The organism is Campylobacter sp. IFREMER_LSEM_CL292 (assembly GCF_025771615.1).
GTDB lineage: Bacteria > Campylobacterota > Campylobacteria > Campylobacterales > Campylobacteraceae > Campylobacter_D > Campylobacter_D lari_D.
The window spans coordinates 250,397-274,549 of record NZ_JAKMQP010000001.1 but is presented as its reverse complement, the minus strand read 5'-3'; the positions used below and the strand labels follow the sequence as shown (position 1 = coordinate 274,549).

Here is a 24,153-nt window from a genome sequence, read left to right as displayed (position 1 = left end):
AATGAAAAATAGAAGAGAATTTTTAGCCTTTACTTTTAAGCTTTTATGTATAGGAAGCGGAAGTGCATTTTTAGCAAGTTTAGCATTTAGCTCAAATCAGGAGTATTTTTTAAGACCTCCTGGGGCAGATGATGAAAAAGAATTTTTATCAAAATGTATACGATGTGGACTTTGTGTAAAAGCTTGTCCTTATGATGTTTTAAAACTAGCAAATTTAGAAAATAGTGCTAAAAATGGCACACCTTTTTTTATAGCAAGAGAAAATCCTTGTAGATTGTGCGAGGATATACCTTGTATAAGAGATTGCCCTACAAATGCGCTAGATCATAAATATTTAGAGCAAAATGATGGAATTTATAAAACAAAAATGGGTATAGCTATAATTGATAGTGCAAGTTGTGTTGCTTATTGGGGAATTCAATGTGATGCTTGTTATAGAGCCTGTCCATTGATAGATAAGGCATTAAAGCTTGAAATAAAACGCAATGAAAGAACTGCAAAGCACGCATTTTTATTACCTGTAGTAGATCATGAAGTATGCGTGGGATGTGGGATTTGTGAGAAAGCCTGTATAACGCAAAAAGCTGCTATTAGAGTTTTACCTAGAGAATTTGTCTTGGGAAAAGCTGGGGATAATTACATCAAAGGTTGGGATGAAAAAGATGAAAAACGCTTGCAAGATGTAAACACAGATAAAAATTTCAATAAAAACAAGGCTAAAGATTATCTTAATGATGGAGAATTGTTATGAAATATCTTATTTTAAGAAGAATAGTGCAATTGTCTATCTTAACTTTTTTTTCTTTTGGTGTATTTAATTTTATATTAAAAGGAAATTTAAGCTCTTCAGTTTTATTTTCTTCGGTGCCGCTAAGTGATCCTTTTGCGTTTATTCAACTTGCTTTAGCAAGTTTGCAAGTAGATTTAATGGCTTTAAGTGGTGCTTTGATAGTATTTTTATTTTATGCTATTTTTGCTGGAAGAGCGTTTTGTGCTTGGGTTTGTCCTGTAAATATCATTACTGATTTTGCTTATTTTATTAGAAGTAAATTAGGTTTTAATCAAGCAAGGATTTTTAATGTAAATAAAAATTTGCGTTATTATGTTTTGGCTTTTGTTTTGATTTTTTCTTTTCTTTTTTCCTTTCCTGTTTTTGAGGAATTTTCTTATATAGGAATAATCCAAAGAGGAATTATTTTCGGCGGTATTTCTTGGCTTTTTGTAGCTTTGATTGTTTTTTGTATAGATACATTTTTTAGTCCAAGATTTACTTGCTCGCATTTTTGTCCTTTAGGAGCTTTTTGGGCTTTAAGTTCGCATTTTTCATTACTAAAAGTAAGATATAACTTACAAAAATGCACCAAGTGTTACAAATGCCTTGGAGTATGCCCTGAAAAGCAAGTGCTTTGGATGATAGGTAAAGAAAATCAAGATGTAAAATCAGGTGAGTGTATAAGATGTGGAAAATGTGTTGATGTTTGCGGTGATGATGCTTTAGGTTTTAGTATAATAAATTTAAGGAGAGAAAATGAAAAATAAAATCTTTTTATCCTTAGCAGCAGCTGTTTTAATAAGTGCTTGCGGACTTGCTGTTAAAAGTGTTGATTCAAAAGATATAGGTTTAAGAAAAACAAGTTTAGAAAGTGAAAATGTAGAGTTATTGGATGCAAAGTATTCTCAAGCAATGGCTGGAGAATCTGTTTTAATTGAGAGATCATTTGAAAATGCTCCGCCATTAATTCCACATACTTTAGAGGATATGCTTCCAATTACTAAGGATAATAATATTTGTTTAAGCTGTCATGATAAAGCTATAGCTAAAGATGTTGGAGCCACTCCGCTTCCAAGTAGCCATTATTTTGACTTAAGAAAAAACAAATCTACTAAAGATATGATAAGTGATGCAAGGTTTAATTGTACACAATGCCATGTGCCACAAAGCGATGCAAAACCTTTAGTAGGAAATAGTTTTGAAGCTAAATTTAAAAATGAGGAACTAAAGAAAAAATCTAATCTTTTAGATGTTTTAAATGAAGGCGTAAAATAAAACTATGAAAAAAATATTTTTAATCTTACTAATGAGTGTATATGTATTTAGTTATGAGCTTAAACTTGATTCAAATTTAAATGCCTTAAAACTTGTTGATAGTAGTTTGCTTATAGGACTTGATAATGGAGAATTAAATCAGTACTTTATTAAAGACAAAAAAATGCAAAAAATCACTCAACTTGATAAGATTAAAAATTTTTATGAAGAAAATCTTAGCCCTAGAATTTATAGTATTGATTACTTAAATGGGGCTATTTTGATTTTAAGTGAAGGTGATTTTGGTAGTAAAAGGCTTAGTATTTATAAAAATAAACAACTTTACAACTATAAGCTTTTAAGTGATGGAGTAAAAAAAGCTTTGTTTTTAGATGATGATACTATTTTATTAGCCTTGCTAGGTTCTAATATAGAGCTTTTTGATTTAAAAACAAAAAATATTATAAAAAATTTTACTTTCTCTAACTCAAGTTTAAGTGATGTGGTTTTAAATGAGGCAAAAACTCAATTAGTAGCAGGTTTTGAAAGTGGTGAAATAGTACTTTTTGATGTGAAAAAGTGGCAAAAAATAAAAAGTTATAAAAATCTTCATAAAGATAATATTTATCAACTTGATTTTAAAAATGCAATTATTACAAGTTGTAGCACTGATAGAAAATTAGGCATAGTGCGAAATGATCAAGAAAAAAGCATAGAAAGAGACTTTTTAATATATGCTTGTAGTCTAAATAAAAGTGGTTCTATAGCGGTTTTTGGAGATAATGAAAAAAATATTATAGAGCTTATAGATACTAAAAATTTAAAAACAATAAAAAAATTCCAAAATAAAGATTTTTTGCTAGAATATCTTATATTTTTAAACGAGCATGAATTTATTAGTGCTGGTTATGAAGATAAAATTATATTTTGGAGTATAGATGAATCTTTCTAGTGTATTGATTTTAACTAAAGAGGAAAAATTAGAAAAACTTAAAGAACAAATTCAACAAACACCATGTTGTAGTGTGGAATTAGCTCAAGAAGAAAAAATTATAGTGGTAATAGAAAGTGAAAATTTAGATGATGAATTAAAAGCATATAAACAATTAGAACAGCTTGATGGGGTGATAAGTATTAATATGGTATTTTCGTATCAAGATTTGGATGAAGAAAGAGAAAAAATTTTAAAAGCAAATTTTGAGGCAAATACTTTTGACGAAAATTTAAAAAAAGATAATTTAGAATACTATGGTAATGTTTTTAGAAAGTATTGATTATGATTTTTTTAATTCCTTTAATTGTGATTATTTCTTCTATTTTTATCATTGATCACTTTTATTTTTCCAAAGAGAATGAAGTTGTAAAAGAAAAAAAACAAGTAGTGCAAAAAAATACCGATTCTGATAAACAAAGATATCTTGAAAATATATTAAATCAAAAATAATCATGTACACACAAATTTCATATAAAAAATTCTTTTGGATTAATATTTTAGTTGTGATTACTCTTGCTTTAAATTTAAGAGCACCTATAACTTCCATAGGTCCTATGATAGAACATATTCAAGAATATTACAATATCAATTCTACTTTAGCAGGTATGCTAACAACCTTACCTTTAATAGCTTTTGGTCTTATATCGTTTTTTGTAGCGTATTTTTCACAAATTAAAGCTTTGTTTTTTGCCTTAATTTTGATTGTCTTTGGAGAAGTTATTAGAAGTTATGGGGGAACTATAGGTTTATTTTCTGGGGTTTTTTTGATAGGAGCAGGCATTGCAATAGCTAATGTTTTATTACCTTCTTTTGTAAAAGAAAAATTTTCTAAAAATACTTATAAGATAATGGGTTTATATGGATCAATTATAGGCTTATCTTCAATTGCTGGCGTGGCCTTATCGCTTCCTTTGCTTAAATTTTTTGATGTACCTCAAGCTATGTTTTTTTGGGCTATATTGGCTTTAATTGCTTTGATTTTTTATTTTCCGCATTTGAAAAATAAAAGATTATTACGCCCTAAAAAGAAAAATATTAATAAAGTAAATATCTTTTTAAACTTAACAGCCTGGAAAGTTACTATTGTAATGGGATTACAAAGTTTTTTATCTTATAGTCTTTTTGCATGGCTTAGTGTGATGATTAGTGAAAAGGGCTTTGGAATTGACTTTGGTTCTAATGTTTTATTATTATCTCAAATCATAGGAATGCCCGTGGCATTTTTACTACCTATCATTTTAGGAAAGCTTAGATCTCGTGCTAAAAGTTTTGCTATAGTGATGTTAGGGTTTTTGTATTTTTTAAGTTTTATGATGATTTTTCTTTTTAAAGTAAAAGCGATTTTGTTTTTAGCGGCTATTTTTTTAGGTTTTGCTTCTAGTGGAGTTTTTACAATTTCGCTATTATTTATTGCTATCAAAAGCTCAAATTCTATCATAGCGGCTAAACTTTCTGCTATGTCACAAGGTATAGGGTATTTAATAGCTGCTCAATCACCTTGGATTATAGGCATGCTTCATGATAATTTTAGAAATTTCACTTCAGGCTTTATTATGCTTATTATAGTAGCTATAATACTTAACATTTTTGTATTTTTGGCATATAAGGCTCCTGTGATTAAGTGAAAATTAAAAATAAATTAAAGCCTTTTTTGTTAGAATTTTAGGATTTTATTTTTGTGAGTTAATAATGCGATATACAGTAACAGAGGCTTCTATTTATGAAGCACAAGGCTTAAAAGATGAGGCTTTGGAGATTTATAAAAATATATTAAAACAAGATCCGCAAAATAAAAATGCCATTGATGCTATAAGGCGTTTGAGTGGCTTGCGTTCAAATCATGAAGATTTAAATTATGATATGCTTGATTTTTTTGTCAATATGAAAAGTGAAGAAGAAATTAATGAATTTAAAAGGTGGTTGATAAAACTATGAATATAGAAGATTTAGCAAAAATGGCTATTAGTGAAGTTAATTCAGAGTTAGATAATAAAAAAAATAAAAACGATGAATTTGCCCCTATGGTAGAAGAAATTACTCAAGAAAAAAATGTTAATACTCAAGAGAAAAAAATCAAAGAAGAAATTAGTAAGGTTGCACAAGAGCTAATCCAAGAACTAGATGATTTAGAAGTAAAAGTAAAAGATGATAAACAAAATGTCGCTATTAAGGTTGAAGCTTTAGAAGAAAAAGAAGAAAGCATTATAAATAATGAAGAATTTTTCTTGAAAAATCTTAGAGAGCGTATTTTGGTTTTATTTGAAGGATTAAAAAATACCAAAGATGAGCATATGGAAAAAAGACTAGATATGACCATTACTTTTTTAGAGTTTTTACTTGCAAAGATTGAAGATAGACTTAAAAAATGACCAAGATTTTTTAAGAATTAAAAATATACTTAAGCCTTACACACAAAGGGTTTATTTAGTAGGTGGTTGTGTAAGGAATTCTTTTTTAGATTTATCTAGTGATGATTATGATATAGAAATTTATGATATTGAGCCTATGCTTTTTGATGAGCTTATGCAAAAACTTGGTGCAAATGGAGTAGGAAAAAGTTTTTTTGTATATAAATATAAAAAATTTGATTTAGCTCTAGCACGCTATGAAAATAAAATTTTTACAGGCCATAGAGGTTTTGAAGTTAAAGTTTGTAATAATGAGCAAGAAGGAGCAAGAAGAAGAGATTTTACCATTAATGCATTGATGGTAAATATTTTTGATTTTGAATTTTTGGATTTTTTTAATGGTTTGCAAGATTTGCAAGCAAAGATTATAAGACATATTGATGATAAAAGTTTTATTGAAGATAGTTTAAGAGTGCTTCGTGGAATTTCTTTTGCATGTAGGTTTGATTTAACAATTGCAAAAGAAAGTTTAAAATTAATGCAAACTATGGATATAAGCGATTTATCTAAAGAGCGTATTAATAATGAACTTTATAAAATTTTTAAAACTTCAAGACTGAATAAAGCTTATGAGTATTTTAAAATTTTAAATTTAGAAGAAAAAATCTTTTTTTATCAAAGCTGTAATAAAGAATTTGAGAGACTTTTAGAGTATAGCCAAAAGTTAATTTGTGATGAGGCTTTGTTTTTGTATTTGTATTTGAATTTTTTTCATATAAATAAAGAGGAATTTTTTAAAAAAACAAAATTAAAAAAAGAGCTTTTAAAAAAATGTGAACAAGAATTTATTTTAGGTAAAATTGATGATTTTAATTTAGCTAAAATTGCTTTAAAAATACCACTTTGCAAATGGCTTGGACTTTGGAATAATGAGCGTATAACACAAGCAAAAAAAATAAATTTATACTATCATGCTTTTGAAAGTAAAATTAGCGCCAATGACTTACTAAAGGAAGGATTTAGCGGGAAAGAACTTGGAATTGAACTTGAAAAAAGAAAATTACAAGAATTAAAAAACTATATAAAGGAGTAAAAATGAATGAGTATATTTTAAAAATTTCATGCAGCGATGAAAAAGGATTGATTTATAGAATTTCAGATGTTATTTTTAAATATAGAATTAATATTATAAAAAATGATGAATTTGTTGGAGAAAATCGTTTTTTCTTTAGGGCGCATTTAGAAGGTGAGCTTGATATAAAAGCTTTTAAAGGAACGCTTGAAGCTATGCTTCCTGATAATGCACAAATTGAAATTACCTCAAAAAGAAAAAAAGATATTATTGTTTTAGCTACTAAAGAAACTCATTGTTTAGGTGAGTTACTTATCCGTCAATTTAGTGGAGAATTTAATGCAAATATTAAGGCAGTTATTGCAAATTATGATGTATTAAAACCTTTAGTGGATAAATTTAACATACCTTTTCATACTATTTTAGCACAGGATTTAAGCAGACAAGAGCATGAAAAAAAACTACTAGAGTGTTTAAAACAATATGAGTTTGATTATATTGTTTTAGCAAAATATATGAGAATATTATCTCCATCTTTTGTAGAGAATTTTGAGGGGAAGATTATTAATATCCACCATTCTTTTTTACCTGCATTTATAGGAGCTAATCCTTATAAGCAAGCTTATGAAAGAGGGGTAAAGATCATAGGTGCAACAGCACATTTTGTAAATAATAACTTAGATGAGGGGCCAATTATTACCCAAGATGTTATACCAGTTACTCATGAATATTCTTGGCAAGCTATGCAACAAGCAGGGCGTAATGTAGAAAAAAATGTTTTTTCTAAGGCCTTGGATTTAGTGTTTGATGATAGGATTTTTATATACGATAATAAAACAATAGTATTTTAATCTTGATGCTAAAAAGCATCAAGATTAGCATGAATAGCAAGTTTTAAACTCATATGCAGTTGGTCTAGCTTCTACAGGCCATACTTGGGTTTCAAATTTCATATGTTGATAATCATCAATAAATACATCACTCATAACAGGCTTTAAGAAGGCATTTTTTCTAATGAGTGCTTCCAAAGATCCTCTTAAAGTGTGAGGTAATTGCTCTATACCTTTTTCTCTAATCTCATCTAGGGTTAGTGCAAATAAATTTTCATCCATAGGACCTACCGGTATGGTTTTATTTTTAATACCATCAAGTCCTGCCATAAGCAAGCTTGTAAAAGCTAGGTAAGGATTGGAAGTGCTATCAGGAAATCTTATTTCAACTCTTGCGCTTTTTTCATTAATACCATAAGGCACGCGACAACTTGCAGAGCGATTTTGGCAAGAATAAGTTAGTATGCAAGGTGCTTCAAAACCTGGAACTATTCTTTTATAAGAATTTGAACTAGGATTGGTAAATGCGGCAACACTTCTTGCATTAGCTAAAATTCCACCGATGTAATTAATCGCATATTCACTTAATTTTCCATATCCTTCTTTATCATAAAATAAATTTACTCCATCTTTCCAAAGGCTCATATGTACATGCATACCACTTCCATTATCTCCATAGAGTGGTTTTGGCATAAAGGTCGCTGTTTTTCCATTTAAATGTGCTACCATTTTAACTACATATTTATAAATTTGTACATTATCAGCAGCTTCAACTAAATTTCCAAATTCTACACCAATTTCAGCTTGTCCTTGTGCTACTTCATGATGATGTACGAAAGTTTTTAAACCAACTCTTTCTAAAACTTGTACCATTTCAGCTCTAATATCCACACTAGAATCAATAGGACTTACAGGAAAATATCCACCTTTATTTCTTGGGCGATGTCCACTATTGTAACTATCTGTAAAATCTTTATTATCATTCCATTCACCTTCTTCGGTATCTACTTCATATTTTGCACAGTGAGAAGAATCAACTATTTTTACATTATCAAAAATAAAAAATTCATTTTCAGGACCAAAATAAGCAGTATCAGCGATATTGCTTGTGCTTAAGTGTTGCATTGCTTTTTTAGCAATACTTCTTGGACATTTTTCATACATTTGATCTTTGTAAATATCATATACATCGCAAATTACTATGATAGTAGGATCAGCTGTAAAAGGATCTAAAAACGCACTTTCCACATCAGGTTTTAAAATCATATCTGATTTTTCTATAGGCTGCCAACCATGCAAAGAGCTTGCGTCAAAAGGAATTCCGTTTTCAAAGGTTTTATCATCAATTGCTTTTATATTATAAGTGATGTGATGCCAAGTGCCTATCATATCAGTAAATCTAAAATCAACAAATAAAACTTCATGTTCTTGACAATAACTAAAAAACTCATCAATGTTATTTACAAATTTACCCATTTTTTCTCCTTTTTATTTTTTGGGTTTTTTAATTTATTTTATAGATTGTAGTATATTTTTTTTAAATTAAGTTTAAATTAATATTTTTTTTATAATCAAATTAAAAAAAAGATTATTTTGTGTAAAAAAATAATTAATTGGTAAAATTAATGTTGATTTATATTTTTTTGTAATATAATCTCGCATTAGTTTTTTTATTAAAAAAGGTGTAACAATGACTCAAGAAGAATTAGATGCTTTAATGAATGGCACTGAAGACTTAGATCTTGATTCTGTAGAAGAAACAGAAGAAAAACCAGATACAGATTATGAAGATGAGGAAAAAAATAAGCAAATTGTTAATGATATGATTAATGGTGATTATAAAGCAAGAGCGGATATGGCTTGGCCACCACCACCACCTAGTAAAGAACATAAAGTTGTACATCAACTTGATGATGTTACAAGAGATAGTGAAATAAAAGCCACAGAGATGATGGAAAAATTAGAAGCTATTAACGACTTTTTTGCAAATTCTGAGAGTGATCTTTGTGTAATCAGTGATGCTTTAAATAAAAATATAGAAATTTTTGAAAAATTAAATGCAAAATTTCCTAATGTGGTAAGCTTTAAAGAAGCTATTGAAATAAATAACAATGCTAAAAATATCATAGATGAGATTACAGGTTGTTTGCAAACTGGACAAGATGAAGTTATGATGGCAATGGATGCTATGCAATATCAAGATATTCATCGTCAAAAAATTGAGCGTGTTATTAATGTTATGAGAGCTTTAAGTAGATATATGAGTAGTTTGTTTGAAGGTAAAATTGATGATGAAAAACGCGTGGGATCTGCTGTGCATATCGAAGGAGATACAACTGCAGATGTTGTAAGTAATGATGATATTGAGGCATTAATCGCAAGTTTAGGAAAAAAATGATTATTCCTGAAATAGTAGCTCCTGCAGGTAATTTTACAAAATTAAAAATAGCTTTAGCTTATGGAGCTGATGCTGTTTATGCAGGAGTGAGTAATTTTTCATTAAGAGCAAGAACTGCTAGAGATTTTAATTATGAAACTTTTAAAGAAGCTATTGAGTACACGCATGCAAAAGGAAAAAAAATTTATGTAACGATTAATGGATTTCATTTTAGCTCACAAATTGAAGGTTTGAAAAGGCATATTTTAAAATTAAAAGAAATGAAACCCGATGCTTTTATAGTAGCTTCTGTAGGTGCTATGCGTTTGGTTAAAGAGCTTGCACCTGAAATCAATCTTCATGTATCAACCCAAGCTAATATTTTAAATTACTTAGACGCTCAAGTTTATAAAGATATGGGAGCTAAGCGTGTTGTTATAGCAAGGGAACTTGGTTTAAAAGATGCAAAAGATTTGAAAAATAATTGTGACATAGAACTTGAAAGTTTTGTCCATGGTTCTATGTGTTTTGCGTATTCTGGCAGATGTTTGATAAGCTCAGTGCAAAGTGGACGCATGAGTAATCGTGGATCATGTGCAAATGATTGTAGATTTAACTATGAACTTTATGCAAAGAACCCAGAAACTAATACACTTTTTAGACTTGAAGAAGATGAGAATGGCACGCATGTGTTTAATTCTAAAGATTTAAATTTAAGCTCGTATATTCAAAAAATTATGCAAGAAGATTGCATTCATGCTTTTAAAATAGAAGGAAGAACGAAAAGTGAGTATTATGTAGCTTTGACTACAAGAACTTATAAAATGGCAGTGCAAGATGTATTGCAAAATACTTTTGATGCGGCTAAGTATGAAAAAGAAATTTATACTTTAAAACACAGAGGTTTTACAGATGGATATTTAGTTTCAAGAGCTTATGAAAAAACCGATTCAATAAATCATAATACAAGCATAGAAGAAGGAACCCATCAAGTGCATGCTATTAGCGAAGATGGTGAATTTTTTAAATGTAAGGGTAAGATAGAATTAAACAAAGAATATGAAATTCTAGCTCCGGTTGATTCTAATATAGAATTAGGGGAAAATAAACTAGGTTTAGTATATGAAAATGAAGGAAAAAAATTCATAGTGTTTAAACAATTATTAGCAAAAAACAATAAAGAATTTAGTGAAATTCATAGTGGTAATGAAAATGAAATTACTTTGCCATTTAAACTTCCAGAATTTAGCTTTTTAAGAAGGAGTGTTGAATGAAATTTGTTTCCATATTGATGGGAAGTAAGAGTGATTATGATATAGTAAAAGAAGCTTTAGGAATTTTGGAAAAATTTGATGTAAAATATGAAGTCTTGATCACTTCAGCTCATAGAAGCCCTCAAAGAACCCAAGAATACATCAAAAATGCTGAAGAAAAAGGCGCAAAAGTATTTATTGCTGCAGCGGGTATGGCAGCTCATTTAGCAGGAGCTGTTGCAGCACATACAACAAAACCTGTTTTAGGTATACCTATGCCAGGAAGTAATTTAGCTAGCATGGATTCTTTATTTTCTACTGTGCAAATGCCAAGTGGAATTCCTGTAGCAACTGTGGCTATAGGTAAAGCAGGGGCTATTAATGCAGCTTATTTGGCAGTGCAAATTTTAGCAATAGAAGATGAGTCTTTAGCACAAAAATTATTAGAAGATAGACAAAAACAACAAGAAAAATTAATCCAAGATTCTAATACAATTGAAGTTTTTCTTTAAGGAGCGTATATGCAAACTTACTTGGAATTAAAAGAATTTTGTCAGTTAGTTCATTTATCCGAAGATGTTGTAAAAGGAATGATAGCAAATGGTGCTTTAAATTTCAAAGAAGAAGAAGGTAAAATTTATATAGAAGCTAATCAAGGTACTTTTAGCGTAGTTCCTTCAAGTTCAAAGCAACCTGCTATGGTAAATTCTATGACCTTGGCAGGAGAAAGTTTTGTAGAAAAAACTATAGGGACTATTTTAAATTTACATGAAAAAGTTCTTGATGCTAAGGATGAAACCTTAGAAGCTTTAAAGGGTGAAAATAAATTTTTAAAAGATGCTCTTTATTCTATGCAAGAGCTTTATGATGAGGATAGAAAAACTATAGAAAATCTTAACGAGCAACTTAAATATGCGCGTAATGAAGTTGAATTTCTAAAAAGAAAATATAAAATGATGTGGAATAAAACAGTGGAATTATATGCAAATTCGCCTGAGAAGTCTGAAGAATTAAAGGAAGAAAAATGACTTTTTCTCAAATGATTTTAAATTTACAAGAATTTTGGCAAAAGCAAGGTTGTGCTATTATGCAACCTTATGATTTTCCAGCAGGTGCAGGGACTTTTCACCCGGCAACTTTTTTAAGAAGTTTAGGTAAAAAATCTTGGGCGGCTGCTTATGTAGCACCAAGTAGAAGACCAACTGATGGAAGATATGGTGAAAATCCTAATAGGTTGGGTGCTTATTATCAATTTCAAGTTTTAATTAAACCAAGTCCTGATAATATCCAAGAATTATATTTAAAAAGTTTAGAAAATTTAGGCTTTGATTTGAAATCACATGATATTCGTTTTGTTGAAGATAATTGGGAAAGTCCAAGTTTAGGTGCTTGGGGTTTGGGCTGGGAAGTTTGGCTTGATGGTATGGAAGTTACACAATTTACTTATTTTCAACAAGTTGGTGGTATAAGCGTAGATTTAGTTAGTGCTGAAATTACTTATGGCTTGGAAAGACTTGCAATGTATTTACAAGATGTAGATAATGTATATGACATAGTTTGGAATGAATTTAACGGCGAAAAAATTACCTATAAAGATGTTCATAAGCAAGGCGAGTTTGAATTTAGTAAATATAATTTTGAAGTAAGTGATGTAAAAACTTTAAATGTACAATTTGAAAATGCTTACAATGAGTGTAAAAATGCATTATATGCAAAACTTGCTTTACCAGCATATGATTATTGTATGTTAGCAGCACATACTTTTAACTTGCTTGATGCAAGAGGAGCTATTTCAGTAACTCAAAGACAAGATTTTATGCTTAAAATTAGAGAGTTATCTAAAAGTTGTGCTTTAGTATATAAAGAAAGTTTAGATGAAAATTAAAGAAATTTATGATTATTTAGATACTATTAGTCCATTTAATACGCAAAGTTCATGGGACAATAGTGGTTTATTGCTTGGAAATTTCGATCAAGATGTAAATAAGATTTATCTTGCGCTTGATGTAGATATGCATTCAATTGAAAATGCAAGCGAAAATTCACTTTTTATAGTCCATCATCCTTTAATTTTTAAAGGTTTGAAGAATTTAAGTGGAGTGCTTTATCCGCAAAATCTTCTTACAAAAATGATACAAAAAAATATAGCCTTGATTGCTATGCATACAAATTTTGATTTAAGTCATTTAAATACTTATTTTACTAGCGAAATTTTGGGTTTTAAGATCAAAGAACAAAATGAATTTTTGATCTATTGTGATGTAGATTTTCAATTAGATACATTAGTTGATCATGTTAAAAAGTGTTTAAAGCTTAATCATATTAGGGTTGTTAATGCTCATCAAGAAAAAATAAAAACTTTAGCAATATGTACAGGCAGTGGTGGAGATTTGATTTCTAGTGTAAAAGCAGATTGTTTTTTAAGTGGAGATTTTAAGTATCATCAGGCCTTAGAAAGTTATCATAATAAACTCAATTTGATTGATATAGGTCACTATGAAAGTGAGTCATACTTTGGTGAAATTTTAGCAAAAGATTTGCAAAAATTTCATTTAGAAGTTATAATATCAGTTTCAAAAAATCCATTTCAATATTTTTAAGGAAAAAATCAATGAATAAATATTTAGAACAACTTATAGCTTTATCGCAAATTGATAAAGAGTTAGATGGTTTTGCAAATAAAGTAGAAGATGCTACAAAGGATTTAAAAGAAAAGCGTAATTTGCTTGATAAAACTGAAGAAGAAATTGCAGGTTTTGAAAAAGATATTAAAGATATAGAAAATCAAAAAATACAAAACAATAACCATATTGCAGAATTTGGTGTGAAAATTAAAGAAATAGCCAAAAAAAGTGCTGCAGTGAAAACTGAAAAAGAAGCAAATGCTTTAAAAATCGAAGAAGATATAGCTAAAGAGCAACTTGATGCAGCAAATGAAGAGATAGAAAGATTAGATAAAATTTTAGAAAACAAAGAAAAATTTATACAAGAATTGCAAACTAAGAGAACTGAACTTGAAAATGAAGTGGATCAAATAGATGCTCAAACAAAAGTTGTATTAGTTGATATTGAAAAAGAAAGATTAGAGATTTATGATAAAAAAGTAAAGCTGGTTGGCGAAATAAATCAAAAAGTTTTAACTTTTTATGAGAAAATTAGAAAATGGGCGGGAAATAGTGCTGTAGTTCCTGTGAAAAAACATGCTTGTTATGGCTGTTTTATGAGAATTTATGATAAAACTTATTTAGCAGTTTTAAAAGGTGATGAAATCGTAACTTGTCCGCATTGTGGAAGAATTTTATATAAAGAAAAAGAAGAAAATCAAAATTGATTTTTTTTTATTACATTTTTGCTGTGATTATATATGTAATCGCAGTTCCTTTTTTGTTGATTTTAAGTTTTTGTAAAGAAAAATATAAAGTATCTCTAAAATCTAGATTTTTTCTTTACAAAAACTTAAAACAAGAACAAGGAGATATATATTTTCATGCTTGCTCCTTTGGGGAGATTAAAAGCATTGTTCCCTTAATAAAACTTTTTCCAACTTGTAAAATTTCAACTATCACGCAAACCGGATTTAATGAAGCTTTAAGACATTCTAAAAAAGTAAATTTTTTACCATTTGAAATTTTTATACCATTTTGGATGAAACCTTGCAAAGTTTTGATTATTTTTGAAGCAGAGCTTTGGCTTATGCTTGTATTGATGGCTAAATTTTATAATGCAAAAGTTATTTTATTAAATGCTAGGATTAGTGATAGATCTTTAAAAAACTACAAGCGTTTTAGCTTTTTTTATCGTTTGATTTTTAAATATATTGATGTTGTGTTTGCGCAAAGTCAAAAAGACAAAGAAAGGTTAGAGTGTTTGGGTGCTAAAAATGTTGCAGCATATAAAAATATCAAAGCATATATAAAACAAGAACAAGTGAAAAATTATTCAAAACCTAAGGCTAGGGTTATTATATTTGCTAGTACGCATGAAAATGAAGAACTATTATTGCTTAATGAGATTAAACTAGAAGAAAATGATAGATTAATTATCGCTCCAAGACATCCGGAGCGTTTTGGCGAGGTTGAGGGGATTTTAAAAGATTTTTGCCAAAAAAATCATTATAATATGCAAAAATTTTCAGACTTTACTTTAAGTGAAAATGATTTTGCAAATTTTTTTAAGACCAAGTGTTTATTACTAGATACTTTGGGTGAGCTAGAAAGTTTTTATAAGATTAGTGATGTGGTTTTTTTATGCGGCTCTTTTTTAAATAATATAGGTGGGCATAATCCTATAGAAGCGGCTAGATGGAATAATGTTATTATCTCGGGGAAATATTATTTTAATCAAGAAAGTTTATATCAAGAAGTTGATGATTTGTATATTTGTGAGAGTGTAAAAGATATAAATGATTTTTTAAAGCAAAAATTATCACAAGCACGAGTCAAAGAGCAAAATGATTTAAATGAAATTATATTAAGTATAAAAGAAGGTTTAGATGCAAGAAAAAGCTTATAAATTGCTTGCAATGCAAGAAAAAATTTCTAATAATGCAGCAAAAGATTTGATTGATAAAGGTTGTGTTTTTGCTATGGGAAAAAAGGTTGTTATAGCTAGAGCTTTGATGAGCTCAAAAACAAGATTTGTCGTGCAAAAAATAAAAAAAGCAAAAATACTTTTTGAAGATGATAAAATCATAGTTTTAAATAAGCCTTATGGGGAAATTAGCGAGAATTTAGAAGGTGTTTATAATGCTAAATTAATTAACAGGCTTGATAAAGAAACAAGTGGAGTTTTGCTTTTAAGCAAAGATGAGGAATTTAGACTAAAATGCATTCAAGAGTATAAAAAACAAAATGTTTATAAAAGCTATTTAGCTATTGTCGATGGAGTAATTGCTGAAGAACTTGAAATTTGTGAAAAAATAACTACTATAAAAAATAAATCCGGAGCTTTTAGTAAAATCGATAAATTTGGCTTAGAAGCTCATACTCAGGTTATACCTTTAATGGTAAATGCAAAAAAAACTTTAATAAAAGCAGTCATTAAAACAGGTAGAACACATCAAATCAGAGTGCATTTAAATCATATAAAACATGGTATTATTGGCGATGAAAAATATGCAAAAAATAGCTCTCCTAGAATGTATTTGCATTCTTATGAAACGCATATTTTTAATTATCAATTTAAAGCTTTACTTGATGAGAGTTTTAATGCTTATGGTTTTGAAATAAAAAATTTAAATTTTTAAAGGCGTTTAAAGCTAAAAGGGTTTATAATTTAGCTTTTTAAAATTTTAATAAAGGGAAAATAAAGTGTTTGAAATAGTTAGTGAGTCATTTAAATCCGCGGTTAATAAACTTCGTTTTGTTGATGATGAAAAAGCTTTAAAAAATGCTCTTGACACTTTAAAAAAAGCCCTTTTAAAAGCAGATGTACATCATAAAGTTACGAAAGAATTACTTACTTTGGTAGAAAATGATGTAAAAACTAATGGCATAGGCCAAAAGCAATTTTTAGACTCAATTAAGAAAAATTTAGAAGAAATTCTTAGTGTTAAAGGTAAAAATCAAGGTTTTGTATTTGCTAGTAAGCCACCTACGGTTGTTTTGATGTGTGGTTTGCAAGGTGGTGGTAAAACTACTACTACGGTAAAAATTGCTAATTACTTAAAGCTAAGAAATAAAAAAGTATTAATTGCTGCATGTGACTTGCAAAGATTAGCTGCGGTAGAGCAATTAAGACAACTCACTCAAGCTAATGAGCTTGATTTATTTTTCATAGAAAATGAAAGTAATCCTTTAAATGTAGCTAAACAAGCTTTAGAAAAAGCAAAAAATTCTATGTATGATGTTTTGCTTGTAGATACTGCCGGCCGTTTGGCAATTGATATAGCTTTGATGAATGAGCTTAAAGAAGTAAAAGCTATTTTAAATCCTGATGAAGTATTTTATGTAGCTGATGCTATGAGTGGTCAAGATGGAGTTAAAACAGCAAGTAGCTTTAATGAAGCTTTAGAAATCACTGGGGTTATTTTAAGTAAATTTGATGCAGATACTAAAGGTGGTGTTGCGCTAGGTATAGCTAAACAAATTGGTGTGCCTTTAAGATTTATTGGTGTTGGTGAGAAAGTAGCTGATTTAGAAGTATTTATCCCTGATAGGATTGTTAATCGTATCATGGGTGAAGGTGATTTGGCGACTTTGGCTGAAAAAACTGCCGCTATTATAGATGAAAAAGAAGCAAAAAAACTTAATAAAAAAATCAAAAAAGGTGAATTTAATTTCAATGACTTTTTAAATCAAATGGAAAGTGTTAAAAAACTTGGTAGTATGAAATCAATCATTGGTATGATACCTGGTTTATCATCTATGGCAGCAAATATTAAAGATATTGATTTGGATAATTCTAAAGAAATTATTCATATTAAAGCAATGATTTCATCAATGACGCCAAAAGAAAGAGAAAATCCTGATTTGTTAAACAACGCAAGAAAGCGTCGTATTGCAGAGGGTGCTGGTTTATCTCAAATGGAAGTAAATCGCTTTTTAAAACAATTTAGTAATGCGGCTAAGTTGGCAAAGAAATTTTCAAACAAAAAAGGAATGGAAAATTTTATGAATATGTTGCAGCAAGCTAAAAGACCGCAATAATTAAAGCTTTTTTATGGATATATGAGTTAAAATATCTATAACAAAATTTTAATTTTTTTAGGAGTATTAAAATGACAGTAATCAGACTTACAAAAATGGGACGCAAAAAAAGACCATTTTATCGTATAGTTGTAACTGATAGTAGAAAAAGACGCGATGGTAGTTGGATAGAAAGCATTGGATATTATAATCCTATGGTTGAACCTGAAGTAGTAAAATTTGATGCTGAGCGTTTAGCTTATTGGAAGAGCGTAGGTGCTAAATTAAGCGATAGAGTAGCAGCTATTACAAGCAAGTAAAAATGGTTGAAAATTTTTTAAGAGAATACGCAAAATTAATTGTTGATTTTCCTGAAAAAGTTGATATACAAAAACAAAATTTAGAAAACAATTTTGCTGAAATTATCATTTATGTTGATCCAACTGACACTGGTAAGTTGATCGGAAAAAATGGGAAATTAATCAACGCAATAAAAACAGTTATTATGGCTTATAAAGTTAAAGATGCAACTTCATATCGTATAACGGTAAAAGCTATTGAAGAATGATTTGGTCCAAGTTGCTAAACTTGGGAAAAGTGTTGGTTTGAAAGGTTATGTAAAATTACATAATTTAAGTGATTTTTATGAGCAGTTTAAAGCAGGTGCTAAATTTTTTGATGGTAATCAAAAAATTTACACCATAAAAGCTTTCGATAAAACAAGATCTTTGGTTTTATTTGAAGATTTTGAGAATTTAGAATCTGCAAAAAAACTAACTAATATTACACTATTTCAAAGCATAAAAACTACAAAAGAAACTTGTAAGTTAAAAAAAGATGAGTATTTTTATTTTGATATTATAGGCTGTGAAATTTTTGAAAATGAACAAAAATTAGGTATAGTTGAAGATATTTTAGAAAATGGAGCTGGATTTTTATTCTGTATAAAATGCGATGAAAAACTACAGACAAAGGTTAAAAACTTTTATATTCCTTATGTTGATAAATATATTCAAAAAGTTGATATAGAAAATAAAAAAATATTCACACAATCTGCTTTAGATATTTTAGAAAATTCATGAAATATACTTTTGTAAGTTTATTCCCAGAGCTTATTGAGCCTTATTTTAAAACTTCTATTTTGGCAAGGGCAAAAGAAAAAGGAATTTTAGAATTTGATTTTGTTAATCCTAGAAATTTTACTACAAATAAACATCTAAAAGTAGATGATTATAAAATAGGCGGTGGTGCGGGACTTTTATTACAAGCTCAGCCTTTATATGATTGTTTAACGCATATTAAAAGCCAAGATAAAAATACGCATTTTATTTTTCTTTTACCATGTGCTAAAACTTTTAAGCAAATAGATGCTAAAAGATTAAGCGTCAAAGAGCATATTTGTTTTGTATGTAGTAGATATGAGGGTTTAGATGAGCGTATTGTGGAAGAATTTGCTAATGAAGTGTTTTCTATAGGAGATTTTATACTTACAGGTGGAGAGTTAGCATCTTTGGTGATGTGTGATGCTATTAGTAGAAATATTCAAGATGTTCTTGGAAATAGTGAAAGTTTAAGTGAAGAAAGTTTTGAAAATGATTTATTAGAAGCACCATCATTTTCTAAGCCATTTGTTTTTGAAAAGGAAAATAAAAAATTTTATGTTCCTTCAGAGTTTTTAAAGGGAAATCACGCTAAAATCACAGCTTTAAAAACTACTTTGGCGTCTTGCAAAACGAAATATTTTCGTCCTGATTTGTATCAAAAGCATGAACGCAAATTTTAAGGAATATCGTTATGAAAAATAAATACATTGAGCAATTTGAGCAAAAACAAATTGAAGGTAAAAATGTTCCAGAATTTCGTGCTGGAGATACTTTAAGACTTGCTATTCGCATTAAAGAAGGCGATAAAACAAGAATTCAAAATTTTGAAGGTATTTGTATAGCGCGTAGAGGAAATGGTGTAGATGAAACTTTCATTGTGCGTAAAATAGGCGCTAACAATGTAGGTGTTGAAAGAATTTTCCCTATTTATAGTGAAAGTTTAGAAAGTATTACAGTATTAAGAAGAGGTCGTGTACGCCGTGCTAGATTATTCTATTTAAGAGATAGAAGAGGTAAGGCTGCTCGTATTAAAGAACTTAAAAAATAAAATGAAATTTAGAACTCAAATGCATGAAGTAATTTCTTGGAAACAAGAAATTGAAAATGGCATAAATATATCTAAAAAAATAGAAAATGCTTATGCTAAGGAAATATGCATAAATATGTCAAAGGATAGCTTTATGAAAGATCATAAAGCACCTTTTGATATTACTATACAAGTATTAAAAGGCTCTATTGATTTTGGAGTTTTAAATCAGCAAATTCTACTTAAATCTTTAGATAGCATTAGTTTGAAAGCTAATGAAATTCATAATCTTTTAGCACTAGAAGATTCTATAGTGCGTTTAACTCTATATAAACAAGATAGCCTTGAACGCGTTGAGAGCGTTTTGAAATCTTAATTTAAGTCTCATTTTGTATAATTTTAGCTTACTTAAAATTAGGAAGTTAAGCTATGAAATGGACTAAAGATTCTTGGAAAAATTATAAAATTCAGCAACAGCCGCAATATCCTGATGAAAATGAATTACAAGATGTTGTTAAAAAATTAGAAAAATTACCACCACTTGTTTTTGCAGGTGAGGTAGATAAGTTAAAAAAATCCCTTGCTAAGGTTGTAAATTCTCAAGCATTTTTACTCCAAGGAGGAGATTGTGCAGAGAGTTTTGTAAATTTTGGTGCTGATAATATAAGAGATATGTTTAAAGTTATGCTTCAAATGGCCATAGTACTTACTTTTGCAGGATCTTGTCCTATTGTTAAAGTAGGGCGTGTTGCAGGACAATTTGCAAAGCCAAGAAGTAGTGATTTTGAAGAAGTAGATGGAGTAACACTTCCAAGTTATCGTGGGGATATTATTAATGGTTTTGAATTTAATGAAAAATCAAGAATAGCCGATCCTAAAAGAATGCTAGAAGCGTATTATCAAAGTGCTACAACTTTAAATTTATTAAGAGCTTTTTCAAGAGGTGGTTTAGCAGATTTAAGAGTAGTGCATAAGTGGAATTTGGGTTTTTTAAAAAAAGCAGAGCTTGGGAAAAAATATAATGAACTTAGTGAAAAAATCACTCAAGCTTTAGCTTTTATGCAAGCTTGTGGTATCACTGATACCCCAAATCTTTCTCAAACAGCCTTTTATACTTCTCATGAAGCCTTGCTTTTGCCTTATGAAGAAGCTTTAACTAGAGTAGATAGTTTAAGCGGGGAAATTTATGATTGTTCAGCACATATGCTTTGGATAGGTGAGCGTACTAGAAAAGCAGATGAAGCACATGTACATTTTTTAAGTGGAGTAAAAAATCCACTCGGTGTTAAGCTTAGTGCTAATTATGATTTAGGTGAGATAAAAAAGCTAGTAAGTATTTTAAATCCACATAATGAAGCAGGAAGATTAAATTTCATCATCCGTATGGGATGTGATAAGATAGAAAATGCCTTGCCAAAATTATTTAAAGAGTTAAAACAAGAAGGGTTTAATATACTTTATAGCATAGATCCTATGCATGCAAATACGGTTAAATCAGGTAATTTTAAAACAAGAGAATTTGATAAAATTATTCAAGAAGTGCGTGCGTTTTTTGAGATAGCTATGAGTGAAGGAGCGTATCCTGGTGGGGTACATTTGGAAATGACAGGGCAAAATGTAACAGAATGTGTAGGAGGCTCTTTAAATATCACTCAAGAAGAACTTTCCAAACGCTATGAAACACAATGTGATCCAAGATTAAATGCTGACCAAGCTTTAGAATTAGCATTTATCATAGCAGACTTAGTTAAAAAGGCAAGAAAATGTTAAAATTTTATGGTATTAAAAATTGTAATAGTGTTAAAAAGGCCATGGATTATTTAAATTCTAAGCAAATTGAATTTGAATTTTTAGATATTAAAAAGCTAGATGAAGAAACTTTAAATTTTTGGCTTAGTAAAAAGAGTGTTTTAGAGCTTGTAAATACAGCGGGTATGAGTGCTAGAAAATTAGGGTTAAATAAAGAAAAACTTCAAAATTTAAACCAAGATGAAATTAAAGTGATGATTTTGCAAAATCCAACGCTTATAAAACGCCCATTAATTGTAAAAGATGATGAAGTTTTTATAGCTAAAGAATATGAGAGTTTTTAAAATGCTAGAGTGAAAAACTCTAGCATTTAGGAGTTTCTCAAAAAATATTTTTTTTAGAATTTGTATTTAAAACCTACTTGACCACTTACATAAGTTTCATTTTTACCATCTGTTTTACCAGCTAGTATTTGTTTAGCTCCAACACCTGCATTTAAGCTAAATTGCTCACTAATATCTACATTTCCACCTATGATGATTTGTCCATAAGTTTTTTTCTTATCATCACTTTTTACGCTAGGTAGCGCTACTCCATTTAAACTCGCTACATAATCATCTCCATTATTCATTACATATTGTTCTATTTTTGGAGTGATAAATAAATATGATGTTTCGCTCATATATTTTCTAAATTCAGCACCAAGTTCTAAAGAAATAGAATTATTGCTAGCGCTATTGACATCTTTTCCTGCAATTCCATTTTCTTTATAGCTTGGGGTATATGCATAGTAGTAGTTTGCTCCGGCAAAAGGTTTGATAAATAAGGTATTATTACTAAAATCAAAAATATATCCCATGTTAGCACTCAAACCAAGGAATTTTCTATTAAAGTCAGCACTATTTGTAGTGTTAAATCCTCTATTTACAATATCTTGATCTGTTGGAGAAATTTGAGCATAAGCCTTAACATTAACTTCTACCTTTGGACTTATATGGATATTAGAATAAGCACCAAATTGGAAATTATCTGATTTTTGGGTTAAAAGATTATCTTTTATATCAGCGTTTGCATAAGTAAAATAAGCACCAATAATAACATCATCATTGACTTTTCTATCCATACCTATAGTGGCTCCATATAAAGCACCACTATCTCCATCTATGATGTTTGCACCGCCTATTACATTACCCCAAATGCTGTTATTATAATTATCAACATAATTTCCTCTATAATCATTAGTAGCAAATCTTATTTGAGATAATTTTGTAGCGTAATTTCCATAAGGATTATTTAACATAGCTACACGAGAACCTATGGATACATCATTTGATACATTGATAGTCGAGTTTATACCCGATGAGGCTTGATTTACATTCGAGATAGATTTAGCTGAATCTTTTATATCATTTGCTACTTGTTCTCCGACTTTATCAAATTTAATACTACCTATTGCATTTAAATCTCCACCAATTTTAAGTCCATCTAAAATTTTAGAAACAAAGTCTTTGTTAGAAGTTGAAACACTAGAATCGTTTTTAATGTAATCATCATTAGAGATTTCTCCACTTCCAACATTGCTATTGCTTGCTATAATTTCATTAATATTTTGTATTTTATTTTTAATTTCATTAAGTGCGTTATAAATATTTTCACATTTTTTTATATCATTATTACATTTATCACTTTCTAATTCTTCTTTTAGTCTTTCTTTGAAATAAGATAAATATTCTTTTTCAGATTCTAAAATCATTTTGTTATTGTTTATATTATCATTGGCTCCTCCATTTACTAAAAGATGTTTTCCATCATTTGAAATAGAAAGGTTGTAATTAACAAATTTACTTAAATCTAATATATGCACAAGTGTTTCATCTATTTCAAGTTTTTCTTTATTTTCTAAAACACTATAAATATCTTTACCAAGGCTAGCTGTTATTTGATTTTCTATGATGTTTTTATTGAAGTTGTCTGCTTGTATAAAGGTAAAGTTATCTAATTTTAGATTGCTAAAGCTAGATGTTCCCACAGAAAAAATAGAATTTGTGATATTAACATTGCCATTAACCTTTATAGCTACTTGATTTCTATTATCACTTTGATAAACAAAACCAGTCTTATCTGCATTTAGATCTCCATTTATACTTAAGGAGCCACTTGTTCCAGCTATACCATTTCCTATTAAAATAGTAGAACCTCGTCTATCATCATGAGCACCAGCTATATTTTTTATATCAACATCTTTACTTCCCTGTAAATAGATATTTCCATTGATAACAGATTCTTTATGTAATGCTTGAAAAATAATATCATTTGCATAAATATTTTTTGCACTAATATTGAAATTTCCTATATAAGCAGCTTTATCTTCATCTGTAGAAGTGTTAGAATGCATATCTATGTTGTTGATTGTAAGATTGTTATTTCCCAAGTCAATTTTAACACCAGCTTTATCATATAATTGAGAGTTTTTTTTCTAATAATTCATTTGGAATATCCCATATTTTAATATTTAATGTTAAATCATTATTGGTGTATTCATTTTTTAATGTAAAATTTCCATTGGTTTCTTCATTAAAATAATTCTTAGCATTATTTTGATCAAAACCTGTATATTGTATGTCAATATTTTGAGCTAAAGCAGCACCGCTTAATAAAGCACTAATGCTAACTCCCATTAAAACTTTACTTGTGTAATAAGAAAGTTTCATTTGATTACTCCTTGTAAATTTAAATTGAAAAAAGCAT

At 28.9% G+C, this 24,153-nt stretch carries 32 protein-coding genes; 29 read left to right on the top strand and 3 right to left on the bottom strand.

Annotated elements, in window-relative coordinates:
* The first annotated feature begins 1 nt into the window (after position 1).
* The 11 genes from napG (at position 2) to purU (ending at position 7,291) form a co-directional block, all read left to right on the top strand.
* Positions 2-751: a ferredoxin-type protein NapG gene (gene napG, locus L8T82_RS01410; RefSeq protein ID WP_133318731.1), complete on the top strand. Its 750-nt coding sequence runs from the start codon at positions 2-4 to the stop codon at positions 749-751.
* Positions 748-1,539: a quinol dehydrogenase ferredoxin subunit NapH gene (gene napH / locus L8T82_RS01405; RefSeq protein ID WP_263659051.1), complete on the top strand. Its 792-nt coding sequence runs from the start codon at positions 748-750 to the stop codon at positions 1,537-1,539. Before napG ends, napH begins: the two co-directional genes overlap by 4 nt.
* Positions 1,529-2,047, top strand: coding sequence for a nitrate reductase cytochrome c-type subunit (locus tag L8T82_RS01400; protein WP_133318733.1), 519 nt, complete (start codon positions 1,529-1,531; stop codon positions 2,045-2,047). The genes napH and L8T82_RS01400 overlap by 11 nt, the downstream gene beginning before the upstream one ends.
* Before the next feature lie 4 nt (positions 2,048-2,051).
* On the top strand, positions 2,052-2,978 hold the full coding sequence (locus L8T82_RS01395) for a WD40 repeat domain-containing protein (protein ID WP_263659052.1): 927 nt from the start codon (positions 2,052-2,054) through the stop codon (positions 2,976-2,978).
* Positions 2,965-3,300 carry a chaperone NapD gene (locus L8T82_RS01390; protein WP_133318735.1) on the top strand — a complete coding sequence of 112 codons (336 nt, stop codon included), beginning with the start codon at positions 2,965-2,967 and terminating at the stop codon, positions 3,298-3,300. Before L8T82_RS01395 ends, L8T82_RS01390 begins: the two co-directional genes overlap by 14 nt.
* A gap of 2 nt (positions 3,301-3,302) precedes the next feature.
* On the top strand, positions 3,303-3,470 hold the full coding sequence (locus L8T82_RS01385) for a hypothetical protein (protein WP_087699327.1): 168 nt from the start codon (positions 3,303-3,305) through the stop codon (positions 3,468-3,470).
* A gap of 2 nt (positions 3,471-3,472) precedes the next feature.
* Positions 3,473-4,645 carry an MFS transporter gene (locus tag L8T82_RS01380; RefSeq protein ID WP_263661822.1) on the top strand — a complete coding sequence of 391 codons (1,173 nt, stop codon included), beginning with the start codon at positions 3,473-3,475 and terminating at the stop codon, positions 4,643-4,645.
* 61 nt (positions 4,646-4,706) lie between these two features.
* Positions 4,707-4,955, top strand: a complete 249-nt coding sequence (locus L8T82_RS01375; protein ID WP_087691144.1) for a hypothetical protein — start codon at positions 4,707-4,709, stop codon at positions 4,953-4,955.
* On the top strand, positions 4,952-5,389 hold the full coding sequence (gene ciaD, locus L8T82_RS01370) for an effector protein CiaD (RefSeq protein WP_220566843.1): 438 nt from the start codon (positions 4,952-4,954) through the stop codon (positions 5,387-5,389). The genes L8T82_RS01375 and ciaD overlap by 4 nt, the downstream gene beginning before the upstream one ends.
* Complete coding sequence (locus L8T82_RS01365; RefSeq protein WP_263725716.1) at positions 5,358-6,461, top strand: CCA tRNA nucleotidyltransferase; 1,104 nt, start codon at positions 5,358-5,360, stop codon at positions 6,459-6,461. Before ciaD ends, L8T82_RS01365 begins: the two co-directional genes overlap by 32 nt.
* Positions 6,462-6,463: 2 nt before the next feature.
* On the top strand, positions 6,464-7,291 hold the full coding sequence (gene purU, locus L8T82_RS01360; protein WP_133318739.1) for a formyltetrahydrofolate deformylase: 828 nt from the start codon (positions 6,464-6,466) through the stop codon (positions 7,289-7,291).
* A gap of 24 nt (positions 7,292-7,315) precedes the next feature.
* On the opposite strand, the gene glnA is transcribed toward purU, so the two are convergent.
* Positions 7,316-8,746, bottom strand: a complete 1,431-nt coding sequence (gene glnA / locus L8T82_RS01355) for a type I glutamate--ammonia ligase (protein WP_133318740.1) — start codon at positions 8,744-8,746, stop codon at positions 7,316-7,318.
* A 214-nt stretch (positions 8,747-8,960) separates the two neighbouring features.
* Between glnA and L8T82_RS01350 the strand changes: the two genes are divergently transcribed.
* The 18 genes from L8T82_RS01350 (at position 8,961) to L8T82_RS01265 (ending at position 21,749) form a co-directional block, all read left to right on the top strand.
* Complete coding sequence (locus L8T82_RS01350; protein WP_263659057.1) at positions 8,961-9,668, top strand: protein phosphatase CheZ; 708 nt, start codon at positions 8,961-8,963, stop codon at positions 9,666-9,668.
* Positions 9,665-10,921 (top strand): peptidase U32 family protein, encoded by a 1,257-nt coding sequence (locus tag L8T82_RS01345; protein WP_263659058.1) that lies wholly within the window; start codon positions 9,665-9,667, stop codon positions 10,919-10,921. The genes L8T82_RS01350 and L8T82_RS01345 overlap by 4 nt, the downstream gene beginning before the upstream one ends.
* Entirely contained in the window at positions 10,918-11,412 is a 495-nt protein-coding gene (gene purE / locus L8T82_RS01340; protein ID WP_133318743.1) for a 5-(carboxyamino)imidazole ribonucleotide mutase, read from the top strand. Before L8T82_RS01345 ends, purE begins: the two co-directional genes overlap by 4 nt.
* A gap of 9 nt (positions 11,413-11,421) precedes the next feature.
* Entirely contained in the window at positions 11,422-11,928 is a 507-nt protein-coding gene (locus L8T82_RS01335) for a DUF3972 domain-containing protein (RefSeq protein WP_263725715.1), read from the top strand.
* Entirely contained in the window at positions 11,925-12,785 is an 861-nt protein-coding gene (glyQ, locus tag L8T82_RS01330) for a glycine--tRNA ligase subunit alpha (protein ID WP_263725714.1), read from the top strand. The genes L8T82_RS01335 and glyQ overlap by 4 nt, the downstream gene beginning before the upstream one ends.
* Positions 12,775-13,500, top strand: a complete 726-nt coding sequence (locus L8T82_RS01325) for a Nif3-like dinuclear metal center hexameric protein (protein ID WP_263725713.1) — start codon at positions 12,775-12,777, stop codon at positions 13,498-13,500. Before glyQ ends, L8T82_RS01325 begins: the two co-directional genes overlap by 11 nt.
* A gap of 11 nt (positions 13,501-13,511) precedes the next feature.
* Entirely contained in the window at positions 13,512-14,231 is a 720-nt protein-coding gene (locus L8T82_RS01320) for a zinc ribbon domain-containing protein (RefSeq protein ID WP_133318747.1), read from the top strand.
* A complete protein-coding gene (gene waaA / locus L8T82_RS01315; protein ID WP_263725712.1) occupies positions 14,228-15,412 on the top strand; it encodes a lipid IV(A) 3-deoxy-D-manno-octulosonic acid transferase in 1,185 nt (394 codons plus the stop codon). The genes L8T82_RS01320 and waaA overlap by 4 nt, the downstream gene beginning before the upstream one ends.
* Positions 15,393-16,145 carry a pseudouridine synthase family protein gene (locus tag L8T82_RS01310; protein WP_263725711.1) on the top strand — a complete coding sequence of 251 codons (753 nt, stop codon included), beginning with the start codon at positions 15,393-15,395 and terminating at the stop codon, positions 16,143-16,145. The genes waaA and L8T82_RS01310 overlap by 20 nt, the downstream gene beginning before the upstream one ends.
* A 64-nt stretch (positions 16,146-16,209) precedes the next feature.
* Positions 16,210-17,547 (top strand): signal recognition particle protein, encoded by a 1,338-nt coding sequence (gene ffh / locus L8T82_RS01305; protein WP_220566836.1) that lies wholly within the window; start codon positions 16,210-16,212, stop codon positions 17,545-17,547.
* Between the two features lie 71 nt (positions 17,548-17,618).
* Entirely contained in the window at positions 17,619-17,846 is a 228-nt protein-coding gene (gene rpsP, locus L8T82_RS01300) for a 30S ribosomal protein S16 (protein WP_012661702.1), read from the top strand.
* A gap of 2 nt (positions 17,847-17,848) precedes the next feature.
* On the top strand, positions 17,849-18,094 hold the full coding sequence (locus L8T82_RS01295) for a KH domain-containing protein (RefSeq protein WP_043019956.1): 246 nt from the start codon (positions 17,849-17,851) through the stop codon (positions 18,092-18,094).
* On the top strand, positions 18,084-18,608 hold the full coding sequence (rimM, locus tag L8T82_RS01290; protein ID WP_133318751.1) for a ribosome maturation factor RimM: 525 nt from the start codon (positions 18,084-18,086) through the stop codon (positions 18,606-18,608). Before L8T82_RS01295 ends, rimM begins: the two co-directional genes overlap by 11 nt.
* A complete protein-coding gene (trmD, locus tag L8T82_RS01285) occupies positions 18,605-19,309 on the top strand; it encodes a tRNA (guanosine(37)-N1)-methyltransferase TrmD (RefSeq protein WP_133318752.1) in 705 nt (234 codons plus the stop codon). Before rimM ends, trmD begins: the two co-directional genes overlap by 4 nt.
* 11 nt (positions 19,310-19,320) lie before the next feature.
* Positions 19,321-19,677 (top strand): 50S ribosomal protein L19, encoded by a 357-nt coding sequence (rplS, locus tag L8T82_RS01280; RefSeq protein ID WP_012661698.1) that lies wholly within the window; start codon positions 19,321-19,323, stop codon positions 19,675-19,677.
* Position 19,678: 1 nt separating this feature from the next.
* Positions 19,679-20,032, top strand: a complete 354-nt coding sequence (locus tag L8T82_RS01275; RefSeq protein ID WP_263725710.1) for a cupin domain-containing protein — start codon at positions 19,679-19,681, stop codon at positions 20,030-20,032.
* A gap of 53 nt (positions 20,033-20,085) precedes the next feature.
* On the top strand, positions 20,086-21,426 hold the full coding sequence (locus L8T82_RS01270; RefSeq protein ID WP_263725709.1) for a class II 3-deoxy-7-phosphoheptulonate synthase: 1,341 nt from the start codon (positions 20,086-20,088) through the stop codon (positions 21,424-21,426).
* Positions 21,420-21,749 (top strand): Spx/MgsR family RNA polymerase-binding regulatory protein, encoded by a 330-nt coding sequence (locus L8T82_RS01265; protein WP_263725708.1) that lies wholly within the window; start codon positions 21,420-21,422, stop codon positions 21,747-21,749. Before L8T82_RS01270 ends, L8T82_RS01265 begins: the two co-directional genes overlap by 7 nt.
* Positions 21,750-21,802: 53 nt before the next feature.
* Here the strand turns inward: L8T82_RS01265 and L8T82_RS01260 are convergent, their stop codons facing one another.
* Both L8T82_RS01260 and L8T82_RS01255 read right to left on the bottom strand, forming a co-directional pair.
* Complete coding sequence (locus L8T82_RS01260; protein WP_263725707.1) at positions 21,803-23,836, bottom strand: autotransporter outer membrane beta-barrel domain-containing protein; 2,034 nt, start codon at positions 23,834-23,836, stop codon at positions 21,803-21,805.
* Positions 23,837-23,858: 22 nt separating this feature from the next.
* Complete coding sequence (locus tag L8T82_RS01255; RefSeq protein WP_263725706.1) at positions 23,859-24,116, bottom strand: hypothetical protein; 258 nt, start codon at positions 24,114-24,116, stop codon at positions 23,859-23,861.
* Positions 24,117-24,153 lie beyond the last annotated feature (37 nt).

What these genes read in the sequence shown, in the direction of transcription:
- napG (WP_133318731.1), top strand. Translation starts at nt 2, where the DNA reads ATGAAAAATAGAAGAGAATTTTTAGCCTTTACTTTTAAGCTTTTATGT.
- napH (WP_263659051.1), top strand. Translation starts at nt 748, where the DNA reads ATGAAATATCTTATTTTAAGAAGAATAGTGCAATTGTCTATCTTAACT.
- L8T82_RS01400 (WP_133318733.1), top strand. Translation starts at nt 1,529, where the DNA reads ATGAAAAATAAAATCTTTTTATCCTTAGCAGCAGCTGTTTTAATAAGT.
- L8T82_RS01395 (WP_263659052.1), top strand. Translation starts at nt 2,052, where the DNA reads ATGAAAAAAATATTTTTAATCTTACTAATGAGTGTATATGTATTTAGT.
- L8T82_RS01390 (WP_133318735.1), top strand. Translation starts at nt 2,965, where the DNA reads ATGAATCTTTCTAGTGTATTGATTTTAACTAAAGAGGAAAAATTAGAA.
- L8T82_RS01385 (WP_087699327.1), top strand. Translation starts at nt 3,303, where the DNA reads ATGATTTTTTTAATTCCTTTAATTGTGATTATTTCTTCTATTTTTATC.
- L8T82_RS01380 (WP_263661822.1), top strand. Translation starts at nt 3,473, where the DNA reads ATGTACACACAAATTTCATATAAAAAATTCTTTTGGATTAATATTTTA.
- ciaD (WP_220566843.1), top strand. Translation starts at nt 4,952, where the DNA reads ATGAATATAGAAGATTTAGCAAAAATGGCTATTAGTGAAGTTAATTCA.
- purU (WP_133318739.1), top strand. Translation starts at nt 6,464, where the DNA reads ATGAATGAGTATATTTTAAAAATTTCATGCAGCGATGAAAAAGGATTG.
- glnA (WP_133318740.1), bottom strand. Translation starts at nt 8,746, where the DNA reads ATGGGTAAATTTGTAAATAACATTGATGAGTTTTTTAGTTATTGTCAA.
- L8T82_RS01350 (WP_263659057.1), top strand. Translation starts at nt 8,961, where the DNA reads ATGACTCAAGAAGAATTAGATGCTTTAATGAATGGCACTGAAGACTTA.
- L8T82_RS01345 (WP_263659058.1), top strand. Translation starts at nt 9,665, where the DNA reads ATGATTATTCCTGAAATAGTAGCTCCTGCAGGTAATTTTACAAAATTA.
- purE (WP_133318743.1), top strand. Translation starts at nt 10,918, where the DNA reads ATGAAATTTGTTTCCATATTGATGGGAAGTAAGAGTGATTATGATATA.
- L8T82_RS01335 (WP_263725715.1), top strand. Translation starts at nt 11,422, where the DNA reads ATGCAAACTTACTTGGAATTAAAAGAATTTTGTCAGTTAGTTCATTTA.
- glyQ (WP_263725714.1), top strand. Translation starts at nt 11,925, where the DNA reads ATGACTTTTTCTCAAATGATTTTAAATTTACAAGAATTTTGGCAAAAG.
- L8T82_RS01325 (WP_263725713.1), top strand. Translation starts at nt 12,775, where the DNA reads ATGAAAATTAAAGAAATTTATGATTATTTAGATACTATTAGTCCATTT.
- L8T82_RS01320 (WP_133318747.1), top strand. Translation starts at nt 13,512, where the DNA reads ATGAATAAATATTTAGAACAACTTATAGCTTTATCGCAAATTGATAAA.
- L8T82_RS01310 (WP_263725711.1), top strand. Translation starts at nt 15,393, where the DNA reads ATGCAAGAAAAAGCTTATAAATTGCTTGCAATGCAAGAAAAAATTTCT.
- rpsP (WP_012661702.1), top strand. Translation starts at nt 17,619, where the DNA reads ATGACAGTAATCAGACTTACAAAAATGGGACGCAAAAAAAGACCATTT.
- L8T82_RS01295 (WP_043019956.1), top strand. Translation starts at nt 17,849, where the DNA reads ATGGTTGAAAATTTTTTAAGAGAATACGCAAAATTAATTGTTGATTTT.
- trmD (WP_133318752.1), top strand. Translation starts at nt 18,605, where the DNA reads ATGAAATATACTTTTGTAAGTTTATTCCCAGAGCTTATTGAGCCTTAT.
- rplS (WP_012661698.1), top strand. Translation starts at nt 19,321, where the DNA reads ATGAAAAATAAATACATTGAGCAATTTGAGCAAAAACAAATTGAAGGT.
- L8T82_RS01275 (WP_263725710.1), top strand. Translation starts at nt 19,679, where the DNA reads ATGAAATTTAGAACTCAAATGCATGAAGTAATTTCTTGGAAACAAGAA.
- L8T82_RS01270 (WP_263725709.1), top strand. Translation starts at nt 20,086, where the DNA reads ATGAAATGGACTAAAGATTCTTGGAAAAATTATAAAATTCAGCAACAG.
- L8T82_RS01265 (WP_263725708.1), top strand. Translation starts at nt 21,420, where the DNA reads ATGTTAAAATTTTATGGTATTAAAAATTGTAATAGTGTTAAAAAGGCC.
- L8T82_RS01255 (WP_263725706.1), bottom strand. Translation starts at nt 24,116, where the DNA reads ATGAAACTTTCTTATTACACAAGTAAAGTTTTAATGGGAGTTAGCATT.